This window comes from Pseudomonas fluorescens (genome assembly GCF_900636825.1).
GTDB classification, from domain to species: Bacteria; Pseudomonadota; Gammaproteobacteria; order Pseudomonadales; family Pseudomonadaceae; genus Aquipseudomonas; species Aquipseudomonas fluorescens_BG.
In genome coordinates, this window is record NZ_LR134318.1 from 5488749 (window position 1) to 5512711 (window position 23963).

Annotated in this window: 21 protein-coding genes; 6 read left to right on the forward strand and 15 right to left on the reverse strand. The window is 59.4% G+C overall.

From position 1 onward, the window contains the following. Window positions 1-56: 56 nt before the first annotated feature. The 3 genes from creC to EL257_RS25150 form a co-directional block, all read right to left on the reverse strand. A complete protein-coding gene (gene creC / locus EL257_RS25140; protein WP_126367118.1) occupies window positions 57-1475 on the reverse strand; it encodes a two-component system sensor histidine kinase CreC in 1419 nt (472 codons plus the stop codon). Next, the gene (creB, locus tag EL257_RS25145; protein WP_126367120.1) at window positions 1475-2155 is read right to left on the reverse strand and encodes a two-component system response regulator CreB; all 681 of its coding nucleotides are present in this window, start codon (window positions 2153-2155) and stop codon (window positions 1475-1477) included. The genes creC and creB overlap by 1 nt, the downstream gene beginning before the upstream one ends. Before the next feature lie 69 nt (window positions 2156-2224). Then, entirely contained in the window at window positions 2225-2731 is a 507-nt protein-coding gene (locus tag EL257_RS25150) for an ATP-dependent zinc protease (protein ID WP_126367122.1), read from the reverse strand. Window positions 2732-2977: 246 nt separating this feature from the next. Here EL257_RS25150 and EL257_RS25155 point away from each other — a divergent pair, with 246 nt between their 5' ends. Continuing rightward, window positions 2978-3865, forward strand: coding sequence for an acyltransferase (locus tag EL257_RS25155; protein ID WP_126367124.1), 888 nt, complete (start codon window positions 2978-2980; stop codon window positions 3863-3865). 1 nt (window position 3866) lies between these two features. Here EL257_RS25155 and EL257_RS25160 read toward each other — a convergent pair whose 3' ends face one another. The 9 genes from EL257_RS25160 to EL257_RS25200 all read right to left on the reverse strand — a co-directional run bounded on the left by EL257_RS25160 (window position 3867) and on the right by EL257_RS25200 (window position 14745). Beyond that, window positions 3867-4424, reverse strand: a complete 558-nt coding sequence (locus EL257_RS25160; protein WP_126367126.1) for a DUF2780 domain-containing protein — start codon at window positions 4422-4424, stop codon at window positions 3867-3869. 225 nt (window positions 4425-4649) lie between these two features. Then, entirely contained in the window at window positions 4650-5849 is a 1200-nt protein-coding gene (gene fdhA, locus EL257_RS25165; protein ID WP_126367128.1) for a formaldehyde dehydrogenase, glutathione-independent, read from the reverse strand. Window positions 5850-6003: 154 nt separating this feature from the next. Further along, complete coding sequence (gene purU, locus EL257_RS25170) at window positions 6004-6861, reverse strand: formyltetrahydrofolate deformylase (RefSeq protein WP_039757644.1); 858 nt, start codon at window positions 6859-6861, stop codon at window positions 6004-6006. A 254-nt stretch (window positions 6862-7115) separates the two neighbouring features. Beyond that, window positions 7116-7748, reverse strand: a complete 633-nt coding sequence (locus EL257_RS25175) for a sarcosine oxidase subunit gamma (RefSeq protein WP_126367130.1) — start codon at window positions 7746-7748, stop codon at window positions 7116-7118. Between the two features lie 144 nt (window positions 7749-7892). Next, window positions 7893-10910, reverse strand: a complete 3018-nt coding sequence (locus tag EL257_RS25180) for a sarcosine oxidase subunit alpha (protein WP_126367132.1) — start codon at window positions 10908-10910, stop codon at window positions 7893-7895. Beyond that, complete coding sequence (locus EL257_RS25185) at window positions 10907-11236, reverse strand: sarcosine oxidase subunit delta (RefSeq protein WP_016772830.1); 330 nt, start codon at window positions 11234-11236, stop codon at window positions 10907-10909. The genes EL257_RS25180 and EL257_RS25185 overlap by 4 nt, the downstream gene beginning before the upstream one ends. A 14-nt stretch (window positions 11237-11250) precedes the next feature. Further along, window positions 11251-12501 (reverse strand): sarcosine oxidase subunit beta, encoded by a 1251-nt coding sequence (locus EL257_RS25190; RefSeq protein WP_003177603.1) that lies wholly within the window; start codon window positions 12499-12501, stop codon window positions 11251-11253. Window positions 12502-12522: 21 nt separating this feature from the next. Beyond that, window positions 12523-13776: a serine hydroxymethyltransferase gene (gene glyA / locus EL257_RS25195; protein WP_126367134.1), complete on the reverse strand. Its 1254-nt coding sequence runs from the start codon at window positions 13774-13776 to the stop codon at window positions 12523-12525. A gap of 258 nt (window positions 13777-14034) precedes the next feature. After that, the gene (locus EL257_RS25200) at window positions 14035-14745 is read right to left on the reverse strand and encodes a TraX family protein (protein ID WP_126367136.1); all 711 of its coding nucleotides are present in this window, start codon (window positions 14743-14745) and stop codon (window positions 14035-14037) included. A 126-nt stretch (window positions 14746-14871) separates the two neighbouring features. Between EL257_RS25200 and EL257_RS25205 the strand changes: the two genes are divergently transcribed. The 4 genes from EL257_RS25205 to EL257_RS25220 all read left to right on the forward strand — a co-directional run bounded on the left by EL257_RS25205 (window position 14872) and on the right by EL257_RS25220 (window position 18947). Continuing rightward, on the forward strand, window positions 14872-15912 hold the full coding sequence (locus EL257_RS25205) for a low specificity L-threonine aldolase (RefSeq protein WP_126367138.1): 1041 nt from the start codon (window positions 14872-14874) through the stop codon (window positions 15910-15912). A gap of 328 nt (window positions 15913-16240) precedes the next feature. Beyond that, window positions 16241-16726, forward strand: coding sequence for an Hcp family type VI secretion system effector (locus tag EL257_RS25210; RefSeq protein ID WP_126367140.1), 486 nt, complete (start codon window positions 16241-16243; stop codon window positions 16724-16726). Further along, window positions 16723-18186 (forward strand): hypothetical protein, encoded by a 1464-nt coding sequence (locus EL257_RS25215; protein WP_126367142.1) that lies wholly within the window; start codon window positions 16723-16725, stop codon window positions 18184-18186. The genes EL257_RS25210 and EL257_RS25215 overlap by 4 nt, the downstream gene beginning before the upstream one ends. Further along, window positions 18183-18947 carry a hypothetical protein gene (locus EL257_RS25220; RefSeq protein WP_126367144.1) on the forward strand — a complete coding sequence of 255 codons (765 nt, stop codon included), beginning with the start codon at window positions 18183-18185 and terminating at the stop codon, window positions 18945-18947. Before EL257_RS25215 ends, EL257_RS25220 begins: the two co-directional genes overlap by 4 nt. A 57-nt stretch (window positions 18948-19004) precedes the next feature. Here the strand turns inward: EL257_RS25220 and gbcB are convergent, their stop codons facing one another. Beyond that, complete coding sequence (gene gbcB / locus EL257_RS25225; protein WP_126367146.1) at window positions 19005-20105, reverse strand: glycine-betaine demethylase subunit GbcB; 1101 nt, start codon at window positions 20103-20105, stop codon at window positions 19005-19007. A 296-nt stretch (window positions 20106-20401) separates the two neighbouring features. Here gbcB and gbcA point away from each other — a divergent pair, with 296 nt between their 5' ends. Next, on the forward strand, window positions 20402-21697 hold the full coding sequence (gbcA, locus tag EL257_RS25235; RefSeq protein ID WP_039757637.1) for a glycine-betaine demethylase subunit GbcA: 1296 nt from the start codon (window positions 20402-20404) through the stop codon (window positions 21695-21697). A 765-nt stretch (window positions 21698-22462) separates the two neighbouring features. Here the strand turns inward: gbcA and EL257_RS25240 are convergent. Together EL257_RS25240 and EL257_RS25245 are read right to left on the reverse strand one after the other, a co-directional pair. Beyond that, on the reverse strand, window positions 22463-23029 hold the full coding sequence (locus tag EL257_RS25240; RefSeq protein ID WP_126367150.1) for a GNAT family N-acetyltransferase: 567 nt from the start codon (window positions 23027-23029) through the stop codon (window positions 22463-22465). Window positions 23030-23186: 157 nt separating this feature from the next. Further along, the gene (locus tag EL257_RS25245; RefSeq protein ID WP_126367152.1) at window positions 23187-23957 is read right to left on the reverse strand and encodes an electron transfer flavoprotein subunit beta; all 771 of its coding nucleotides are present in this window, start codon (window positions 23955-23957) and stop codon (window positions 23187-23189) included. Window positions 23958-23963 lie beyond the last annotated feature (6 nt).

Genomic DNA, 23963 nt, shown 5'->3' on the forward strand with positions numbered 1-23963 from the left:
CAGCCTTCGGCAGCTCCTACAGGTGTACGCAGTTCGTTTGCGATCTTTTGGCTATCTCATGGCAGCTGCAACAAAACCTCAACGCCATGTTCGACATTGCCAATGCGCATCACCCCGCCATGCAGCTTGACCACTTCTTCAACAAAATTGAGTCCCAAACCGGTGCTCTTGCGACCGCTGTCCGGGCGCGGCAGTGAATAGAAGCGTTCGGTCAGGCGCGGCAAGGCGTAATCGGGGATCGGCGCGGTTTCATTGAACAAGCGAAACGCGATCTGCTCGCCAACCCGCTCGGCACTCAAGCGCAACAAGCCATGCGTCGGCGTGAAATCAAGGGCGTTTTCCAGCACATTTCCCAGCGCCTGGCGCAACAGAAACGGTTCGCCTATCAGCAGCAGATCCGCCGCTATAGCCTGCTCGACCCGCAATTGCTTGCGTTCGATCCGCGCCGCCTGCCCCTGCAACAACTCGCCAACCAACACCGCCAGCGGCACGGCCACTCGTTCCTCCAGCCCTTGCCGCTGTTCGACCTGCGCCAGATTCAGCAATCGTTCGATCAACTGCTGCATCCGCGCACTTTCGCTATCGATATTGCCGACGAAGCGCAAGCGCTGCACCGGCGCCATTTCACCTTGCAGCAACTCGGCTGCGCCGCGGATCGCCGCCAGTGGGCTCTTCAATTCGTGGGTCAGGGTATGGACATAACGCTCGACGTAGGCCTTGCCTTCCAGTTGCGTGCGCATTTGTTCTACCGCTGTCGCCAGTTGTTCGAGTTCGCCGCCGCGATAGTGCGGCACCTCCACCCGGCGCCCTTCGCTCACCGCTTGCGCGTAGCCGGTCAAGCGATGCAGCGCGCGGCTCAGCCACCATGAGAGCAACGCACCGAACAACAAACCGAGGCCGATCAACCCGGCGCCGTAAATCAGCAGGCGTTTTTCCGTGCGATCGACATAAGGCTGCAATGAACTGTTGGGTTTGGCCACAGTGACCACGCCGATGATCTTGCCGTTGTCGCGGATCGGCGCGCCGACGTGCATCACCGAAGAGCTCGGGTCATCCGGATCACTGCGGCTCGAACGCGCGCCGTACTCACCGCGCAGCGTCAGGTAGACGTCGTTCCAGCGCGAATAATCCTGGCCGACCGCCACCCCGCTCGAGTCGAGCACGACCACGCCTTTGGCATCGGTCACGTAGATCCGGTGGTTGACCTGATTTTTCGCCAGGCCCCAGATCGTCGCTTGCGGCTGACGTTCACCGTAGGCGCGGAGCAACTCGGGCCAGCGGTTCGCGCTAAGCGTGCCGGCCTTGAAATCATCGCGCAGAATTTCCGCCATCAGGTTGGCCGTGTCGACCAGGGTTTCTTCGGTGGACTGCCGCACGCCGGGGCGGATTTCTTCCATCACCGTGTGGAGTACGAAATAGCCGGTCAGGCCGACAAACAGCACGTACACCAGAAATATCCGCAAGCCCAACGACATCAGCTATGCCCCGGGCTGTAGCTGTAGCCGAGGCCGCGATGGGTCTGGATCGGTTCGGCTTCGGCACGCACCAGACGCAACTTGGCGCGCACGCTTTTGATGTGGCTATCGATACTGCGCTCGTAACCGGCATCGGCGGCAACACCCAGCGCATCGAGCAATTGCTCGCGGCTGAACACCCGCTGCGGTTGTTCCAGCAGGCATTGCAGCAGACGGAATTCGTGACGGGTCAGGCTCAACGGCTGGCCGCGATAGCTGATCTGCACGCGTTCGGCGTCGATGCGAAACAGCACTGAGTTCGCCTCGGTGACCGTGCGCGGCGCCATGCGCTTGAGGATGGCCCGCACCCGGGCTGCGACTTCTCGCGGGCTGAACGGTTTGACGACGTAATCGTCGGCACCGATCTCCAGCCCCACCACGCGGTCGATCTCGGCATCGCGAGCGCTGAGAAACAGCACCGGCACTTCGCTGAAACGTCGCAGTTGCTTGCAGGTCTCGAAGCCACTGATGTCCGGCAGGCCGATATCAAGGATGATCAGATCGGCCGGGCTCTGCCGCTGATGCTCAAGCGCCGCCGCGCCGAGGCTCAGCCACGTGGTGGTGAACCCCTCGCCTTGCAAAGCAAAAATCAGCGTGTCGGCAATCGCCGCTTCGTCTTCGACAATCAGGATGTGCGGCATGGCGTCCGAGCCCGTGACAGGTAATGCGCGAACGGTGCCCCAAGCCCGGCGTTACGTCAATCAGACCACTCAGCAGTCAGGCTTGTCGGCGGTATAACGCCGGGCCGGGTTCACCGCCGCGCCGAACTCGCGCAAGGCTTTGGCGCCGATCAACAGCGGATAATTGAAGTGGCTGCGGTCGGTCAGGTTGACCTCGACGGTGCGTTTGACATTGCCCAGGCACAGCTCCAGATCGACCACCGGGCGCTTGGCAACGTCAGTCGCGTCGCGTTCTTCGTCGTCCTCGTCGGAACGGCTTTTGATCTTGCTGATGCGCGCCACCTTGTGTTCGAAGACCTTGTTGCTGGCGTCCTTGGTGGCGAGGCGAAAACGCACCCAGTCTTCGCCGTCACGGGTGAAGGTTTCGATGTCCTTGGCCGACAGCGAAGCGGTCAGTGCACCGGTGTCCATCTTGGCCTTGAGCACTTCACCGCCGATTTCCGGCAGCGCGATATATTCGTAACGCCCATACAGGGTTGGCTCGGCGGCCATGACCGGCAGCGCGACGAGGGCAAACAGAGCAAGGAGGGATTTCACGTAAGGGGCTTCCTTGGAAGGTTGGGCAACGGGATTTTAGACCGTCACCTTTGAATTCGTTCGGCTGAATCAAGATCGAAAGATCGCAGCCTTCGGCAGCTCCTACACCGATCCCTGTAGGAGCTGCCGAAGGCTGCGATCTTTTGATCTTACGGTTTGAATAGTGAAACATTCGTCAGTGCCGATTTGGCCTGTCGCCTGAAGCTGCTTATCATGGCCCGTCCAACCGATTGCAAAGAGTTGCCTATGCGCCGCCTGCTCACCGGCTGTTTCGTCACCCTGCTGCTGTTGCTCAACACCCTGATCCTGATCGGGCCGTTGATGCTGTTCGCCCTGCTCAAGCTGGTCGCACCGGGGCGCTGGCGTGACCATGCGTCAGGGGCGGTGATGTGGATCGCCGAGACCTGGGCCGAGATCGACAAACTGATCTTTCAGCTGTGCATCCCCACGCAATGGGATATACGCGGCGGCGATGATCTGCGCCGCGACACCTCGTATCTGGTGGTCAGCAATCATCAATCGTGGGTGGATATTCCGGCACTGATCCAGACGCTGAATCGGCGCACGCCGTTCTTCAAATTCTTCCTCAAGAAAGAGCTGATCTGGGTGCCGTTTCTGGGGCTGGCGTGGTGGGCGCTGGATTACCCGTTCATGAAGCGCTACACCAAGGCGTTTCTGGCGAAGAACCCGGAATTGGCGGGCAAGGATCTGGAGATCACCAAAGCGGCGTGCGAGTTGTTCAAGCGCCAGCCAGTGACGGTGGTCAACTACCTGGAAGGCACACGCTACACCCTGGCGAAAAGCACACAGCAGCAATCACCGTTCAGCCATCTGCTCAAGCCCAAAGCTGGCGGGGTTGCGTTTGTATTGGCGGCGATGGGCGAACAGCTGGATGCGATTCTCGATGTCACTGTGGTGTATCCGCAGGACAAGATTCCGGGGTTCTGGGATCTGATCAGCGGCAACGTGCCGCGCGTGATCATCGACATCAAGACCCGCGAGCTCGACCCGGCGCTGTGGCAGGGCGACTACGAAAAAGATCCGGCGTTTCGCCAGAAAGTGCAGAGCTGGGTCAACCAGCTCTGGACCGAAAAGGACCAGCGCATCGTCGCGTTGCGCAACGAGCGCCGCTGACTCAACTGCCGGTGCCGGTGCCCCAGATGCTGCCCAGGCTGCTCAGCAGCGAACCGCCGACGCCCTGCTGCCCAAGGTATTGCAGGAGCACCGGGGCAAACTGGCCGATCATGCCGCTGTCCATGCCCAGCGCGCTGAACGCGTTGTTCAGGTCGTTGGTGTCTTTGACGTTGCCCAGCGCATTCTCAAGGCCTGCGGACTTTCCGGACGATCCGAGCAACGCGCCCAGCGCCGCCAGATTGCCGCTGCCACCGGACAACTTGTCGATGCCCGGCACTTCCTTGGCCAATTGCGAGTAGTCGGTGCTGCTCAACTGATTTTTTGCCAGACCCAGCATCGCACTGGTGCCGCCGACGGCCTGCTCCGGCGTGACATCCAGCGCACTCAGCGCACTCAACAGACCGGCGGTTTCCGAGGTCGGCGCCGCAGCGGCCGCCTTATCGCCACCTTGCATGCCCGATACGGCACCGGCCACGTCATTCAGGCTGAAACCGGCAAACACTGGCCCGGCGGCCAGGGACAGGAGCGATGCCAAGGCAAAACCGCGTGAAATCTTCATTCAGACATCCTCGTATGACATGGACCGCCCATCAAAGGGCAGTAAAACTGCCGGTTTGACCGGGTTTTCGCCGAGGTGTTCCTCGTCCGGGCATTCAGTTTCAGCATCGTCCCCCATTAAACAAAAGATCGCAGCCTTCGGCAGCTCCTACGCTTGGTGTAGGAGCTGCCGAAGGCTGCGATCTTTTGATTTGAGCAGGGCGACCCGACGGTCGCCCTTCTTTACTTACGCCGCACTGAACAACTTGTGCGGATCAATCACAAACTTCTTCGGCACACCGGCATCGAACTCGCCGTAACCTTCCGGCGCCTGATCGAGGCTGATCACTTGCACGCCGACAACTTCGGCGATGTTGATGCGATCCCACATGATTGCCTGCATCAGCTGGCGGTTGTACTTCATCACTGGAGTTTGCCCAGTGTGGAAGCTGTGGGATTTGGCCCAGCCCAGACCGAAACGGATGCTCAGGCTGCCCATTTTCGCGGCGGCGTCGACGGCGCCAGGATCTTCGGTGACGTACAGGCCCGGGATGCCAATCTTGCCGGCCACCCGCACCACGCCCATCAGTGAGTTGAGCACCGTCGCCGGAGCTTCGGCCTTGACGCCGTCGTGGCCGTGGCCGCGTGCTTCGAAACCGACGCAGTCCACCGCGCAGTCGACTTCCGGCTCGCCCAGCAGTGCGGCGATCTGTTCGTGCAGCGGGGTGTCCTTGGACAGGTCGACGATTTCAAAACCCTGCGCTTTGGCGTGGGCCAGGCGGACGGTGTTGACGTCGCCGATGATTACCACCGCCGCGCCGAGCAGACGTGCCGAAGCGGCAGCCGCCAGACCGACCGGGCCGGCGCCAGCGATGTACACGGTGCTGCCCGGGCCAACGCCGGCAGTGACGGCGCCGTGGTAACCGGTCGGGAGGATGTCGGAGAGGCAGGTCAGGTCGCGGATTTTCTCCATGGCCTTGTCGCGGTCCGGCAGTTTCAGCAGGTTGAAGTCGGCGTACGGCACCAGCACGTATTCGGCCTGGCCGCCGGTCCAGTCGCCCATGTCGACGTAGCCGTAAGCGCCGCCGGCACGGGCCGGGTTGACGGTCAGGCAGACGCCGGTGTGTTGCTCTTTGCAGGAACGGCAGCGCCCGCAAGCTACGTTGAACGGCACGGAAACCAGATCGCCGATTTTCAGGTTTTCGACGTCAGAGCCTTTTTCGATCACCTCACCGGTGATCTCGTGGCCCAACACCAGACCGGTCTGCGCCGTGGTCCGGCCGCGCACCATGTGCTGGTCAGAGCCGCAAATGTTGGTGGAGACCACTTTGAGGATGACCCCGTGCTCGATCTTGCGACCGCGCGGATCCTGCATTTTCGGATAGTCGATTTTCTGTACTTCGACCTTGCCAGCGCCGAGATACACCACACCACGATTGCCAGACATGCTTTCACCTCGCTGTTGTTTTTATGGAACTGCGATGCCCCGGTGGGGCAGCGCGTTGAGTGCTCGGTAAATCAAAAGATCGCAGCCTTCGGCAGCTCCTACATGGATCGCATCCCCCTGTAGGAGCTGCCGAAGGCTGCGATCTTTTGGCGATCTAGAGAACGACGGTTCTGTTGGCGTTCAAAAACACCCGTCTTTCGATGTGATACCCAACCGCCCGCGCCAATGTCAGGCCTTCGATATCGCGCCCTTTGGCAATCAGATCCTCTGGGTAATGGCTGTGATCCACTGCCTCGACACCCTGGGCGATGATCGGCCCTTCATCCAGATCGTTATTGATGTAATGCGCCGTGGCGCCGACCAGTTTCACGCCTTTGTTGTAGGCCTGGTGATACGGTTTCGCGCCCTTGAAGCCCGGCAGCAGCGAGTGGTGGATGTTGATCGCCTTGCCGTCGAGCTTGCGGCACAGCTCCGGCGACAGCACCTGCATGTAGCGGGCGAGGATCACCAGTTCGGCGCCGGCCTCTTCGATCACCTGCCAAACCTGGCGCTCCTGCGCCGGTTTGTCGTTGGGGTCGAGAGGGAAATGGTAGTAGGGAATCTGGTGCCAGTCGGCCAACGGCTTGAGATCCGGATGGTTGGACACCACCGCCGCCACGTCCATCGACAGCTGACCGATGCGCTGGCGGTAAAGCAAGTCATTGAGGCAGTGATCGGCCTTGGAAACCATGATCACCACTTTCGGACGGTAGTTCGGCGCCGTCAGCTCGAACAGCATGCCAAAAGCCTGCCCGCGCTCGGCGAGGCCGGCGCGGAAGGATTGTTCATCAAAGCCATCGGGCTGACGGAATTCCACGCGAATGAAGAAACGCCCGGAGAGGCGATCATCGAACGAGTGGTGCTCGGTGACATAGCAACCTTGCTCGAACAGAAAACGCGTGACCGCGTCCACCGTGCCGAGAACGCTGGGGCAGTCGGCGGTCAGAATCCATGTGTCTGGGGCGCGGCTCATGGTGCGGTGACTCCTGTTCTTTTGTGCGGGGTGTCAGGTTTTTCCCTCACCCTAGCCCTCTCCCAGAGGGAGAGGGGACTGACCGAGGTGTTGTTTCGAGCTACGCCGACCTGAAATATCGCGGCGAACTCAAGAGCAATTTCGAGCGAGACTCAAATCTCCCATACACCAGAGATCGGCTCCCTTTCCCCTTCTCCCCCTTGGGAGAGAGGGCTGGGCGGGCGGCGTTCCGATGAGGGGGGTAGCTCTTGATCTTAGGCCTGAACGCTCAACCCGTACTCAGCCGAAGCATCCTGCAACCACAACCACCAGTAATCCGAGAAACTGCGGCGGATCAGCAATTCCCAGGTGTCTTCGGCGGTATGGCGAATCATCAATTGCGACTTGGCGAACACCGTGCCAACCGCTTTGCCGACCGGAAAACTGTTCGGGTGCACGTCGTAGCTGGTGGATTTCATCAGCACCTGACGTACGTTCGGCCCGCTCAGTTCGAGAATCTGCTGACCGCCACTGACGTTGACGATCGCAATGTGCAAATCACCGAGCGCTTCGCGCAGTTTCTGTTCGGCGGCGAATTCTTCACCGCTCGGCACGATCAGCAGCCACTCGTCCGGGCCCATCCATTGCAGGCTGGTTTCGCCTTTGACGATAACGCTCAGAGCGCCGGGCAATTCGATGCCGAGTGCCTTGTGCACACCGGCGGCGAACGCCGCGTCATGGCCATCCCCACGAATGGTCAGATGACCGAGGAGTTTCTTTTCACGCACGATCACGCCGGCGTTCTTGCGGCCCTTGCCGACCAGGCTGGCGAGATCGGCATGGTGCAGCGACGACTCGGCACGGGCGCCGGTGGTCGGGCGTTGTTGGTAAACATTGGCTGTGGTCATAAAGCACCTTTGCTGAATTCTGTTGTTTGCGGTGGTGGCCGCACTACCGTCATCGCTAGCAGGGCTAGCTCCCACATTCGGCCGCATCCCCTGTGGGAGCTAGCCCTGCTAGCGATTGGCAGCTACCCCGCGGGATCGAGATCATCAGATGTTCTGGCGATCACCCTTCGGATCGAAGAACACCGAAGAAACGATTTCCGCTTCGATCACGCTGCCATCGGCCAGCGGTGCAAACACCCGCTCGCCAATCCGCTTGAGACCGCCCTTGACCACGCCCATCGCAAATGAATAGCCGAGCGAGTTATGCGCGTAGCTGGAGGTGACGTGGCCGACCATGGTCATCGGAATCGCCTGCTTGGTGTTGAACACCAGTTGCGCGCCTTCCGGCAGCCACACGTTCGGATCGATCGGCTTGAGGCCCACCAGTTGTTTACGCTGTTCCTTGACGCAATCTTCGCGGTTCATGCCGCGCTGGCCGATCCACGAAAACGGCTTGGTGCGACCGACGCACCAGCCCATGTTCAGATCGTCCGGGGTCATCGAGCCGTCGGTGTCCTGGCCGACGATGATGAAACCCTTCTCGGCCCGCAGCACGTGCATGGTTTCCGTGCCGTACGGCGTCAGGTTGTACTGCTTGCCGGCCTCGACGATTTGCTCCAGCACGCCCATCGCATAGTCAGCCTGCACGTTGACTTCGTACGACAGCTCACCGGTGAACGAGATACGGAACACCCGCGCCGGCACATCGCCCACCAGACCCTCTTTCCAGGTCATGAACGGGAATGCTTCGCTGCTCAGATCGATGTCGGTCACGGCGCTGAGCAGCTTGCGGCTGTTCGGCCCGGACAGGGTCATCGTTGCCCAGTGGTCGGTGACGGAGGTGAAATAAACCTTCAGATCCGGCCATTCGGTCTGGTGGTACAGCTCCAGCCACTGCAGCACGCGAGCCGCACCGCCGGTGGTGGTGGTCATGACGAAATGGTTGTCCGCCAGGCACGCGGTCACACCGTCGTCGAAGACCATGCCGTCTTCTTTGCACATCAGACCGTAGCGAGCCTTGCCCACGTCGAGTTTGGTCCAGGCATTGGTGTACACGCGGTTGAGGAACTCGCGGGCATCCGGGCCTTGGATGTCGATCTTGCCGAGCGTCGAGGCGTCGAGCAGGCCGACGCTGTCGCGCACGGCTTTGCATTCGCGCTTGACCGCCGCATGCAAGTCTTCGCCGTTTTTCGGGAAATACCAAGGACGCTTCCACTGACCCACATCTTCAAACTCGGCGCCGTTTTTCACGTGCCAGGCGTGCAGCGCGGTGTGGCGAACCGGTTCGAAAATGTGCCCACAGTGACGACCGGCCACGGCGCCGAAAGTCACCGGCGTGTAGTTCGGGCGGAACATGGTGGTGCCCATCTGCGGGATGGTCACGTTCAGCGAACGGGCGGCAATGGCCAGGCCGTTGACGTTGCCAAGCTTGCCCTGATCGGTACCGAAGCCCAGCGCGGTGTAGCGTTTGACGTGCTCGACCGACTCGAAACCTTCGCGGGTCGCCAGTTCGATGCCACCGGCGGTGACGTCGTTCTGGAAGTCGACGAATTGCTTCGGTGCGCGCGCCGAGTTCTTCTCGTGCGGTACCTGGAACAGCGCCAGCGTCGGTTCTTCGTGACGGCTGAGAGCTTTGGGCAGCACGCCTTCTACGGTCTGGAAACCGGCTTCAGCGGCAGCGCGTACGCCACCTTCGAAACCGTCCGCCATAGAATCGCCGAGCGCGTAGACGCCATTGATACCACCGACACATACGCGTTTCTGCGGCGCTTCACCCGGCACGAAACCGAGGATGTCTTCACGCCAGATCGGCTTGCCGCCCAGGTGCGAGGCCAAGTGAACCACAGGGCTGTAGCCGCCGGAACTGGCGACCAGATCGCAGTCAAGCCACTCGCCCGGACTGCTTACAGCGTGGGCTTTTACGTCAATCGCGGCGACGCGGGCAGCGGTCACGCGCTTGCTGCCACGCACTTCGATAACGGCGCTGCCGGTGAGGATGCGAATGCCTTTGGCGCGCGCTTCTTCCACCAATGCACCGCGTGGATTACTGCGGGCGTCAGCGATGGCGACCACTTGCAGGCTGGCATCCAGCCAATCCAGCGCGACACGATAGGCGTGATCGTTGTTGGTCGAGAGCACCAGTTTTTTACCTGGCGCCACGCCGTAGCGACGTACGTAAGTCGACACCGCACCAGCAAGCATGTTGCCCGGCACGTCGTTGTTGCCGTAGACCAGCGGGCGCTCGTGGGCGCCGGTCGCCAGCACCACACGCTTGGCGCGCACACGGTGGATGCGCTGACGCACCTGGCCAATCGGCGCGCGGTCACCGAGGTGATCGGTGAGGCGTTCGTGAATGGTCAGGAAGTTGTGGTCGTGGTAACCGTTGACCGTGGCGCGCGGCAACAGCAGCACGTCCGGGGTGTTCTTCAATTCAGCGATGACACTGGCAACCCATTCCATCGCCGGTTTGCCGTCGAGGCTTTCGCGGGAATCGAGCAGGCTGCCGCCGAACTCTTCCTGCTCATCGGCGAGAATCACTCGGGCACCGCTGCGCGCAGCGGCCAGCGCCGCGGCGAGACCGGCCGGGCCGGCACCAACGATCAGCACGTCGCAGTGCTGGTTCATGTAGTCGTAGGTGTCCGGATCGTTCTCGGTCGGCGAACGCCCAAGCCCGGCCGCCTTGCGGATGTACTTCTCGTAAGTCATCCAGAACGATTGCGGATACATGAAGGTTTTGTAGTAGAAACCCGGCGGCATCAGCTTGCCGCCGACCTTGCCGAGAATGCCCATCATGTCGTTGTTGACGCTCGGCCAGCCGTTGGTGCTGGTCGCGACAAGGCCCTGATACAACGCCTGTTGCGTGGCGCGCACGTTGGGAATCTGCGTGGCTTCGGTCGCGCCGATCTGCAGCACCGCGTTCGGCTCTTCGGAACCGGCGGCGAAGATGCCGCGAGGACGCGAATACTTGAAGCTGCGGCCGATGATGTCGACGCCGTTGGCGATCAGTGCAGCGGCCAGCGAGTCGCCTTCATAGCCTTTGTAGGTCTGGCCGTTGAAGGTGAAGCTCAGCACTTTGTTGCGGTCGATCCGTCCACCGTTGGACAGGCGATTGGTCTGGCTCATACCTTCTCTCCCAGCGCCGTCGTGGCTGTTTTCGCAGTACCAGCCTTGTCGGTGAATTGCGGCTTCTCGCCGATCTTGTAGCTCTCGAGAATCTCGTAGGTCACGGTATCGCGAGTGACGTTGAAGTATTGGCGGCAACCGGCAACGTGGTCCCACAACTCGTGGTGCAGACCGCGCGGGTTATCGCGGAAGAACATGTAGTCGCCCCACTCTTCATCGGTGCAGGCGTTCGGATCCAGCGGCCGCGGGATGTGGGCCTGGCCGGATGCATGGAATTCCTCTTCGGAGCGCAGTTCGCCGCAGTGAGGACAGAAGATGTGCAACATAGGGATTTCTCCTGTTAGTGGGCGACGGCAGCAGCGCCGTGTTCGTCGATGAGCGCGCCGTTGTGGAAACGGTCGATGGAAAACGGTGCGGCCAATGGGTGCATTTCACCCTTGGCCAGACTCGCGGCAAACACGTTGCCCGAACCCGGTGTGGCCTTGAAGCCACCGGTGCCCCAACCGCAGTTGAAGAACATGTTCGGTACCGGGGTTTTCGAAATGATCGGGCAGGCGTCCGGGGTGGTGTCGACGATCCCGCCCCATTGGCGGTTCATGCGCACGCGGGACAATACCGGGAACATCTCGACGATCGCTTGCACGGTGTGCTCGATCACCGGATACGAACCGCGCTGACCGTAGCCGTTGTAACCGTCGATACCGGCACCGATCACCAGGTCGCCCTTGTCGGACTGGCTGATGTAACCGTGTACGGCGTTGGACATGATCACGCTGTCGATAATCGGTTTGATCGGCTCGGACACCAGTGCTTGCAACGGGTGGGATTCGATCGGCAGACGGAAACCGGCGAGCTTGGCCATGTGCCCGGAGTTACCGGCAGTGACTACGCCGACGCGCTTGGCGCCGATGAAGCCCTTGTTGGTTTCAACACCGATGCACACGCCGTTTTCCTTGCGGAAACCGATCACTTCGGTCTGCTGGATCAAGTCCACGCCCAAGGCATCAGCGGCGCGCGCGAAGCCCCAGGCCACGGCATCGTGACGGGCAACGCCGCCGCGACGCTGAACGGTGGCGCCCATCACCGGGTAGCGGGTGTTTTTCGAGCAGTCGAGGTACGGAATTTCGTCAGCGACCTGTTTGGCGTTGAGCAATTCACCATCGACGCCGTTGAGACGGTTGGCGCTGACCCGACGCTCGGAATCACGGATGTCCTGCAAGGTGTGGCACAGGTTGTAGACGCCGCGCTGCGAGAACATCACGTTGTAGTTGAGATCCTGCGACAGCCCTTCCCACAATTTCATCGCGTGTTCGTAGAGGTGCGCCGACTCGTCCCACAGATAGTTGGAGCGAACGATGGTGGTGTTGCGCGCGGTGTTACCGCCGCCCAGCCAGCCTTTCTCGACCACGGCCACATTAGTGATGCCGTGTTCTTTCGCCAGATAGTAAGCCGTTGCCAGGCCGTGCCCGCCGCCGCCGACGATGACCACGTCGTAGACTTTTTTCGGGGTCGGCGTGCGCCACATGCGCTGCCAGTTTTCGTGATGGCTGAGTGAGTGTTTGAAGAGGCCGAAGCCGGAATAGCGTTGCATAGTCATTACTCCAAAACCGACTCAGCGATAAACCGGGAAGTCTGCGCACAGGGCTGCGACGTTTTTCGCCACATCCGCCTCAACATCGGCATCGCCAAGGTTGTCGAGGATGTCGCAGATCCAGCCGGCCAGCTCGGTGCATTGGGCGACCTTGAAGCCGCGCGTGGTGACGGCTGGAGTGCCGATGCGCAGGCCCGAGGTCACGAACGGCGATTGCGGATCGTTCGGCACGGCGTTCTTGTTGACGGTGATGTGCGCACGGCCAAGGGCGGCGTCGGCGTCTTTGCCGGTCAGGCCCTGACGGATCAGGCTCACCAGGAACAAGTGGTTGTCGGTACCGCCGGACACTACATCGTAGCCACGTTTGATAAATACGCCGGCCATCGCCTGAGCGTTGTCGATCACTTGTTGCTGATACGCCTTGAAGCCAGGCTCCAGCGCTTCCTTGAAGCACACCGCTTTACCGGCGATGACGTGCATCAGCGGACCGCCCTGGGCGCCGGGGAACACCGCAGCGTTGAGCTTCTTCTCGATCTCTGCGTTGGACTTGGCCAGGATCAGCCCGCCACGTGGACCGCGCAGGGTTTTGTGCGTGGTGGTGGTCACAACGTCGGCGTAAGGCAGCGGGTTCGGGTACAGACCGGCAGCGACCAGGCCGGCAACGTGGGCCATGTCGACGAACAGTAGCGCGCCGACCTTGTCAGCGATCTGACGGAAGCGCGGGAAGTCCAGAGTCTTCGAGTAAGCGGAGAAACCGGCGACGATCATTTTCGGTTGGCATTCGACCGCCAGACGCTCGACTTCGTCGTAATCGATCAGCCCGGTGTCGGTGTTGATGCCGTACTGCACGGCGTTGTAGAGCTTGCCCGAGGACGACACTTTCGCGCCGTGGGTCAGGTGACCGCCGTGGGCCAGGCTCATGCCGAGAATGGTGTCGCCCGGCTGGATCAGCGCCAGGTAAACGGCGCTGTTGGCCGAAGAACCGGAATGCGGCTGGACGTTGGCGTAATCGGCGCCGAACAGTTGCTTGGCGCGTTCGATCGCCAGCGCTTCGACTTTATCCACATGCTCGCAGCCGCCGTAGTAGCGCTTGCCCGGATAGCCTTCGGCGTATTTGTTGGTCAGGCCGCTGCCTTGCGCTTGCATCACGCGCTTGCTGGTGTAGTTTTCCGACGCGATCAGTTCAATGTGATCTTCCTGACGTTGCTCCTCGGCATTCATCGCCGCCAGCAGTGCATCGTCGTAACCCTGGATCTGGTCTTGCTTGCTGAACATCGCGTCTCTCCCAGCGGCATCTGTGCGCCATTCGTCTCGGTAAGGCACCGGCAAACGCAGCGGTGCCCTTTGATGCGATGGTATGACCGGCGCAGACAGCTCAAATGCCTGCGGACGCCACGCAAAGGTGCGTTTACGACATGGCTGAAAATGACTCCCAGGATGCATTCCTCTGTAGGAGCTGCCGGAGGCTGCGATCTTTTGATCTTGCTGTTTATAAGATCAAAAGATCGCAGCCTCCGGCAGCTCCTACAGGGGTTATGTGATGATCTGGCGGACGGCGAGCAGCATTAAGAAATGCGCCGGGTAGAGCGCATACGCCCAGCGCCGCATCGGTGGTGGCTGGTGATGTCGCAGATGTCGCAACAAGAACATTCCGAGCATCGGGGCAAAAAGGCATGTCCCCAGGCCAAATATCGCCACGCTGTTGCCGAACCGCGCCGACTCCAACAAGACATGCCATTGATTCGCAGCCAGACACACCAGCCCCGGCAATAGACTGAAGTACCACGACCGGCGGAACACCAGCAGCATCGCCAACGGCAGCAGCACGCCAAAGAAACCGAACATCAGTCGTTCGGAAAAAATGGCCGCCACCAGCAGCGCGGCCAGTGCGAGCACCTTCGATATCCACAACCGATCCTGCCAACCCCGCGCCACCAACAACCCCAGCGCCAGCGTCGGCATCACGTTGAGCGTGTCAGGATCGGGAATGTACAACCGATACGGAATTTCACTGACGGCGCTGAACAGCAACAGCCAACCGAGGTACCGCCACTCCATCTTCCGCGAACTGTCACGCGCCAGATTCGCCGCCATCGCCAGGCAAAACCACGGAAACGCCAGTCGCCCCGGCACGTAAAGCCAATCGGCGGAGAAGCCGACGTAGCGCAGGTGATCGAGCAACATGCTCAGCAGCGCCAGCCACTTGAGCAGATCCAGCGCGCCGTCGCGTTTACTCAGGTGCATAATTGCCCCATGTCCTTGTAATGTTCAGACAGCGACATCCCGTGTGCTCCCCGGAAGATCTTCGGTAAAGTGCGCACCATCATTGACCACGAGCCTTCACAAGAGTCTCGACCACGGAAGCCGGCCATGACCGACAAGAGCCAACAATTCGCCAGTGACAACTATTCCGGTATCTGCCCTGAAGCCTGGGCAGCCATGGAACAGGCCAACCACGGCCACCAGCGCGCTTACGGCGACGATGAATGGACCGCACGCGCGGCCGACCATTTCCGCAAATTGTTTGAAACCGACTGCGAAGTGTTTTTCGCCTTCAACGGCACCGCCGCCAACTCGCTGGCCCTGTCATCTCTGTGCCAGAGTTACCACAGCGTGATCTGCTCGGAAACCGCCCACGTCGAAACCGACGAATGCGGCGCGCCGGAATTTTTCTCCAACGGTTCGAAACTGCTGATCGCTGGCACCGAAAACGGCAAGATCACGCCACAGTCGATCCGCGAAGTCGCACTCAAGCGCCAAGACATTCACTACCCGAAACCGCGTGTGGTAACCCTGACCCAGGCCACCGAAGTCGGCAGCGTCTACACCCCGGAAGAAGTCCGCGCCATCAGCGCCACCTGCAAGGAATTGGGCCTGCACCTGCACATGGACGGCGCGCGTTTCTCCAACGCTTGTGCGTATCTGGGCTGCTCGCCCGCCGATCTGACCTGGAAGGCCGGGGTCGATGTGCTGTGCTTTGGCGGCACCAAGAACGGCATGGCCGTCGGTGAAGCGATCCTGTTCTTCAACCACAAACTGGCGGAAGACTTCGATTACCGCTGCAAACAGGCCGGGCAACTGGCGTCGAAAATGCGCTTCCTATCGGCACCGTGGGTCGGCATTCTGGAAAACGACGCCTGGTTGAAATATGCCCGTCACGCCAACCATTGCGCGCAACTGCTGGCCGAACTGGTCAGCGACATCCCCGGCGTCGAACTGATGTTCCCGGTGCAGGCCAACGGTGTGTTCCTGCAACTGTCGGAACCGGCCATCGCCGCCCTGACCGCCAGGAACTGGCGCTTCTACACCTTCATTGGCAAGGGCGGCGCACGCTTCATGTGCTCGTGGGACACCGATGAAGAACGCGTACGCGAATTGGCGCGCGACATTCGCGAAGTGATGTCGGCCTGACGCCAATCCGACACTGGTCTTCTCACGCTTCGCGCCTCCTTTCTGGCGTACCGCAAGATTCAAGGACCGCCCGGAGCTGACAAATTGACGCGCACCCTGTAGGAGCTGCCGCAGGCTGCGATCTTTTGATTTTTGTTTTTCACAATCGAAACCAGGGTCAAGACATCGCAGCCTGCGGCAGCTCCTACATGGACGATGACGCCTGTTTCGCGAGTGGAATCGCCAGCCATCTCACTGCGCGATTTTCGGAATCGGACTACGCCCCGACCTACATAAAATACAAAAACCTCGCCATAGACTGCCCACTGACTTTTCAAGAGAACAGGCTATGGCGATCCCCGGTTACATGACGATCACGGGTAAGACTCAAGGGCTGATTTCAGCAGGCTGCTCAACGCCTGACTCTGTCGGCAACAAATATCAGTCGGCACATACCGATGAAATCATGGTGCTCTCGTACAGCCACAATCTGGCCAACATCGACAACACCCGTCGCGCCACCCATGCGCCGATCATTGTCACCAAGAATGTCGACAAGTCCTCGCCGCTGCTGGCCCAAGCCCTGGCCACCCGGGAAGAAATCAACTGCACCATCAACTTCTACCGAACCTCCCCACAAGGCCAGCAGGAAAAATACTATTCCGTCTCGATCGACGGCGCGGTGCTCACCGAACTGAACCTGGATATGCCCCACGTCATTCTGCACAACGATGCCCAACCTCAGGAGCAGGTCGCCATTCGTTATCGTGGTATCAGTTGGGTACATCACCTCGCCGGGACCAGCGGGCATGCCTCGTGGGGCGAAGAAGGTTGACCGATCAGCGCCATGGTCTCAGCGACGTTCAACACCTCGCCGGCAAGCTGCTCGCACAGGCACAGACAGTCGGCTCACGTCATCTGGCATTCGGCAGTGCGCGCGTGCAGTTCAATCATGACGTCGCGCGCTTCGCCAAGGGCGTTGTCGATGATGTCGCCAGCGGCCGTCTTTCAGCGGACATGGGCCTTGACGCCCTCGCACAGGAACAGCGCCATCTTCTGAACCAATCCAGAGTTCTGGTACGCGGCATCAAAGGCGCCGTTCCTGAAATGGTGAAAAAACGTCCGTTATCGATGCTCAGGCAAATTCCCTCGCGCTCCGATCCAGACAGGTTGCTGCGCGCGATTTATCAGCAGAACCTCAGAGTGGCGCGCCTGAATAACAGCAACACCGCGCCCAGTCCGCACCCTTTCAACGATTTGAAGTTCTTCCCCAGCGAACACTGGCCGCAAGAACGTACAGCCCCACAAGAGCCAGGTTTTTACATCGTGCCGAAAAGCGTTTCCGCAGAGAAGCTCGAGGCACAGCTGTTCCCCTCCGCCAACCCGAACGTCATTGCCAAATTCCGCAGCCTGAACCGCCATCCAGACGTGGTGAAAGCCGGTTCGATGATCGTGCTAAGTGATCCAGACAATCGGCAATGCACTTACGAAGAATCACTGCTGATGCAGACCGCGCATTTCGTCAGTACGACACTGGAACCGCTGACCGTGGCAGAAGCGGATTTTATGGCGCAGCACTATGGCGTGATTCAGACGGCACTTGCGTATGAATCAAAGGTGATTGGCGTCGTCACGGCAATGGCGGCTAATCATCTGGAGGGCATAAACCGGGCTCTCGAGGATCTCGAGAATTTGCACAGCGGTACCCTTAAGCCAAATAGCCGCCTAAGCACTGAGGAATTCCTAAACAAACGTGAGCAACTGCTCAAAAAGTTGGACGTCCAGCTCAATCGGTTTACCCGGCAAAGCATTGGCCTCCCCGATCACCCGACTCTCAAGACCGCTCTCGGTATCGGTCACCCCCACCTTGTGCACCGCTGGAGGAAAGCCGGCGGCATCGGCCAGAACCCGGGTTATGCCACGCATATTCGAGCAGTCAGCCAAGCATCACAGTACGTCAAATATGGCGGCTGGATCGGCACAGCGGTGGGCGGTAGTGCCTCTGCCTTGAAAGTGCAGGACGTTTGCATGCACGGAAGCGCGACGGCGTGTGAAAAAGTGAAATTCACTGAGAGCGGGAGCTTTCTGGGTGGCGTGGGTGGCGGGATATTTGCCGGCGCGCTCGTAAGCTTGACTGCGTCAACGATCTGCGTAGCAGTTGGTCTCCCGACTGGCGGGCTCGGCACGGTTCTTTGCGGTGCTGTATTGGCAGGCGTCGGAAGTTATGCCGGCGGGACTTTGGGCGAAAAAGGCGGCGAACGGATCGCAGAGAAAGTATACGAGGCTGTTAGATGACCCTTCGCACTTCAGAGAAAATATTCCTGCTGATTGGCATTGTAGACTTCATCGGTATATTCAGTTTATTAGGCGTGATGTTGTATGTCGCCAAAACCAAAACCGAAACCATATTAAGCCATCTAACAAACAGTTCTATCTCGAGCAAATTAATAATGCTTTGGCACGGAGGCCCTTGGGGCAGAATCTACATGATGGGAGAAGTGTTTGGCATCATGAGATGCCCTGAGTTGTATATTCATACCGGAAGACTTTGCGCGAAAGATTTCGAACACTTCCCGCGAAAGCTTAGAAATAACTTAATCGCTTTATACAGAATGGTTTTCTTTTTTTTTGCAATTATGGTGTGCCTGGGAGTTTTCTCGTCCACAGACTCCATAAGCGAGATCGCACAAGGCCCGATAGCGATTATTGCGATAGTGAGTTTCACAGGTCTTGTGTTGGTAAATGGAATTTTGCTTTATATCGCCAAGAGAAGGCTGGCCTTGATCCTGGACAGCCTTAAGCGCAGCTCGATTACTTCGTCTTTAGTGATGTTATGGCAAGCGGGCCTGGGCGGGCGCATTTACATGCTGGGAGAGATTTTTGGGATTCTCAAAAAGCCATCACGATATATCTCCCAAGGCAAAGTCAGCGCAGTAGACGTGAAGAATTTCCCACCGAAACTCAAACGCGACCTGCTAACCCTGAATAAATATCAGCAAATATTTGGCCTTACCTTCGTAGGTTTTGGCTTGCTCGCACTGTCCGGACTGACTTGAAACCAAGATTTTCCGCGCGATCTCCTTTTTGAGGAGATCGCCCCAAGGCAAACCTAGTTAAAACTCAATCCGCACATCCCCCTTCGGCACGCTGCAGCACGACAAGATAAACCCTTCGGCCTCGTCTTCCTCGGTGATCCCGCCGTTGTGTTCCATCTCGACTTCGCCGCCCAGCTTCAGCACCTTGCACGTCCCGCAAATCCCCATCCCGCAGGCTTTCGGGATCATTAACCCGAGCTTGGCTGCCGCCGCGTGAACGGTTTCGCCCGGTGCCACACGAATGCTTTTGCCGGACGAAGTGAATTCGACCTGATGCAGATCCGCTGCGTCGATTTCCGGCGCATCGGCGGCCTGTTCGGCCTGTTCCACTGCGTCGGCGCGGGCTTCGGGGGGTGTGGCGCCGAAGGATTCTTCGTGATAACGCGACATGTCGTAACCGGCCACTTCCAGCAGGCGCTTGACCGCGTTCATGTACGGCGTCGGGCCGCAGCAGAACACTTCGCGCTCAAGGAAGTCCGGAACCATCAATTCGAGCATCTTGTGATTCAGGTAACCGCGATAACCGGCCCATGGCTCACCGAGGCCGTGCTTCTCACAGATCAAATGCAGGCTGAAGTTGTCGATCCGCGACGCCATGTGTTCCAGCTCGCGGTGGTAAATGATGTCTTTGGGCGAGCGAGCACTGTGCACGAACGTCATGTCGACGTTGGCGTTGGTGTCGTAGAACCAGCGCGCCATCGACATGCACGGGGTGATGCCGACGCCGCCGCTCAGGTACAGGACTTTCGGGCTCGGGAAGTCCATGGCATTGAACAGCCCGACCGGCCCGTGTACCGCCAGCTCTTGCCCTTCATGCAGCGTGTCGTGCAGCCAGTTCGACACCTTGCCGCCCGGCACGCGCTTGATCGTCACCGAAAAGCTGTACGGCACCGACGGCGAACTGGAAATGGTGTACGAACGCATGATCGGCTGGCCTTCGATTTCCAGCTCCAGCGTCACAAACTGGCCCGGCTTGAAGAAGAACAGGATCGGCTGGTCGGCCATAAAGCAAAAGGTGCGCACATCCCAGGTTTCCTGGATGACTTTGACGCAACGGACGATGTGTCGGCCATTGGCCCAAGTCTGGGTGGTGACCGGATTCAGGAAGCTGTTGGACATGCTGTTCTCCACGGCCGACTGTCGGCCTCATGTCGGCGATTCTGCGTATAGCGCGAACCGTCCGTTTACCTATCCGCGACATTGACATACTTATCGCGACCAGCCCCCAACCACCGGGGCTTGCGCGTCGGGAACAGATTGCACCATGTCGCCCATGGATAAGGTTCGCCCCAGCGCCGGCCCCACACTCGCCTCAACACATGACGACTTCTTTACACCTTGCGTAGCAACCGTTTTGCAGCACACCTGATCAGCCACTTTCGCCGGCCACGCAGAGGGCCATGAGGATTACATCGATGGACGTCACCGCAAAAATCAGCCTGGGCGATCCGCTGGAACCCGCACGCAAGGCCACCGCACAGATGCTGCAGGAGCGCGAGCGCACCTTTTCCCTGCCGCAACCGTTTTACAGCGATGAACGGCTGTTCGATATCGACATGCAGGAAATCTTTCAGAAAGAGTGGTTGATCGCCGGCATGACCTGCGAGATCCCCGCCAAGGGCAACTACCTGACCCTGCAGATCGGCAAAAACCCGATCATCGTCATTCGTGGCGCCGAAGGCGTCGTGCATGCCTTCCACAACGTTTGCCGCCACCGTGGCTCGCGCCTGTGCACCAGTGAAAAAGGCAAAGTCGCCAAACTGGTCTGCCACTATCACCAGTGGACTTATGAACTGGACGGTCGCCTGTTGTTCGCAGGTACCGAAATGGGCGCCGACTTCGATATGAAGCAGTACGGCCTCAAACCGGTGAACGTGAAAACGGCGGGCGGCTACATCTTCATCAGCCTGGCGGAGAACCCGCCGGCCATCGATGATTTCCTGTCGACGCTCAACCATTACATGGAACCGTACGACATGGAGAACACCAAGGTGGCGATCACCACCACCTTGATGGAAAAGGCCAACTGGAAACTGGTGCTGGAAAACAACCGCGAGTGCTATCACTGCAACGCGTCGCACCCGGAACTGCTGAAAACCCTGCTGGAATGGGACGACGTCACCGACCCGCGCGCTGATCAGGCGTTCAAGGATCACGTCGCTGCGTCCGCCGCTGCCTGGGAAGCCGAAAAGATCCCTTACGCCCACGCCAGTTTCGGCCTGCGCAATCGCATCGTGCGCATGCCGCTGCTCAAAGGCACCGTGTCAATGACCCTCGACGGCAAACAGGGCTGCGCCAAATTGATGGGCCGAATCAAGAATCCGGACCTTGGCTCCATGCGCATCCTGCACCTGCCGCATTCCTGGAACCACTGCATGGGCGATCACATCATCGTCTTTACGGTGTGGCCGATCAGCGCTCAGGAAACCATGGTTACTACCAAGTGGCTGGTGCACAAGGACGCGGTGGAAGGGGTCGATTACGACGTCGAGCGCATGCGTCAGGTGTGGGACGCGACCAACGATCAGGACCGGCGTCTGGCGGAAGAAAACCAGCGCGGCATCAATTCCACGGCTTATCAGCCGGGGCCATACTCGAAGACTTATGAGTTTGGCGTGGTCAACTTTGTCGACTGGTACAGCGAGCGGATGCTGAACAACCTTGGGGCGGAACCTGCGCCATACCTTAAAGGCGTACCGGTTCAGGGCTGATCAGGATCAAAAGATCGTCCGAACCCGGCCCGAGCCTGCGGCAGCTCCTACAGGTGGAATGCATTCCCCTGTGGGAGCGAGCCTGCGCGCGATAGCTGTTTCACATTCACCTCCGGAATGTGGATTGCACAATTTCTGACCAATTACTCAGCGCCCCATAGCCACCAAGCCCTCCAGCCTTCCGCAAACAAGTTATCCACATACCCGCCCACAGCAAATGGGGGTAACTGTGGATGAGTCAAAAAATATCTCTCTGATTTGCAAAGAAAAACCGTGACTTATCCAGAAGTCCGGTTTCGCCTGGCTGATGATCGTTTTTTGATCAACAGACTGAAAGCCACGTCATTAAAGGCTCACATGGGAGAGCAAACACCTTATCCACAGAAGCGCCAACAGAGATCTTGGGTAACTTCGGATCAGCTGTGGAAAAGTGCTGAAACCGTTGAAAAATAACTCGTTGCGAGCAATTGGTCCCAACAAACGCCTGGATTGATCAGTTATTGATCATCGCCACGATAGCCCCGTTTTGTATGGCTCTCAGAGGTTAGCGAACAACTTATCCACAGAAGCGCCAACAGAGATTGGGGGCAACTCCAAGAGTTATCCCGGGAAAAACTCGCGTAGAAACCGTCACTTAGGCTGTTTGTTTTTTGATCTGCGGCCCGCACGCCACGGTTGGCATGGCTTGCAGCGAAGCGCGAACACGTTATCCACAGAACGACCAACAGAGATTGTGTGTAAACCGAGGCCAGTGGATAACCTGACTTATGCTCGAAGCATTAAATAGGCGTCGCCCGTTACCCGAATCATCGGATGGGGAACAACCCGGCAAGTTTTGACGATGCCAAAGCCATGGCGCTCGTAAAAGCGGCGCGCGCCAGTGTTGGCAGCGTAGTCGATCAGGCTCAGGCCTTTGAGCGCGAGTTGATCGGCGCGTGCCTGGGCATGCTCAAGGAACCGCACGCCCAAGCCTTGGTTGCGCCAGCCTTCATGCAACGCCAGACTTGAGATGTACAGCGTGTCCGCCGCTTCCATGTCGGCGTAAGGCGCCAGCACTGGGTCGGTAGGCGGTGTCGGGGCTGGATCTTCGCGCATGACGTAACTGTGCATCATGCCGACGACGCGGCCACCGGCCTCGGCAATCAGACAGTTCTGCCAGGAAAAATCCACATCGTCGCGGGCATAGCGCCGCTCCCCGACATCCAGCAGCCCCTCCCCAGGTTCGGCTAACTGACTCCAGATGTAGTCCGAAGCGCCCTCCGAAGAGATTTGAAACAAACGCGCGATATCACGCGCATCCTCGCGCCGTGCAGGTCGAAACTCGACAGTCATTCACTTGGTTCCTTGTAGTGAGCAGAAAACCTGTAGGAGCTGACGAGTGCAACGAGGCTGCGATCTTTTGATTTGTGGTCTTGAAAAACAAGATCAAAAGATCGCAGCCTCGTTGCACTCGTCAGCTCCTACAGGGCTTGCGATGGGTTTTTGTATGTCAGCGGACGACGCCTTCTTCGATCAGCAGCTTGAGAATGGCTTCGGCGCCCGCCTGCGCGGTCACGCCTTTGAGCACTTGCCCACCGCCGCCACTGGCTTTGGCGGTAGCGGCCTTCATCCGATCGGCGCCGCTTTTGGCTTTGATCACTTTCAGGCGCTTGGGCCTGGGTTTGGCCGGTTGCAGGGTGCCAACGGACAGAAGTTCGTCGTCGACAATTTCAACGTCATCGGCTTCCAATACGCCACGTTGCGCCGGACCATACGCACTTTGCCGAGGCTTTGGCGCGGCGTTATCCACAGTCGCCAGAAATGGCAGCTTCACCTTCAAGCGCCGCCGCTGGCCGCGCGGCAGTGCCTGCAGCAGCAGCGCCGAGCCGTCGTTGATCGATTCGACCTGCGCCAGCCCCACCACCAATGGCCAGCCCAGACCTTCGGCGAGCAGGAACGGCAACATGCCCGAACCTTCGCCGGTTTCCGCCTGGCTGCCGGTCAGCACTACCTGTGCCCCGGCATCGCGCAAATATGCGGTAAGTGCTGGCAAGGCATCGGCGCCAACCGGTTGCTCCAGCACATGCATCTGCGCCAGGCCCATGCCCAAGTACGCGCGCAGTGCCGGCTCGGCAACATCGCCGGCATGCAGCACTTGCAGGTTATCCCCAGCCAGTTGCAAGCCGAGTTCCACGGCGCGGGCATCCTGGTCGGCGCGACGTGGCCGCCCGGAAGTCGGGTGGGCGCCGATTGAAACCAGACTGATAATCTTCGTGTTCATAGCGTT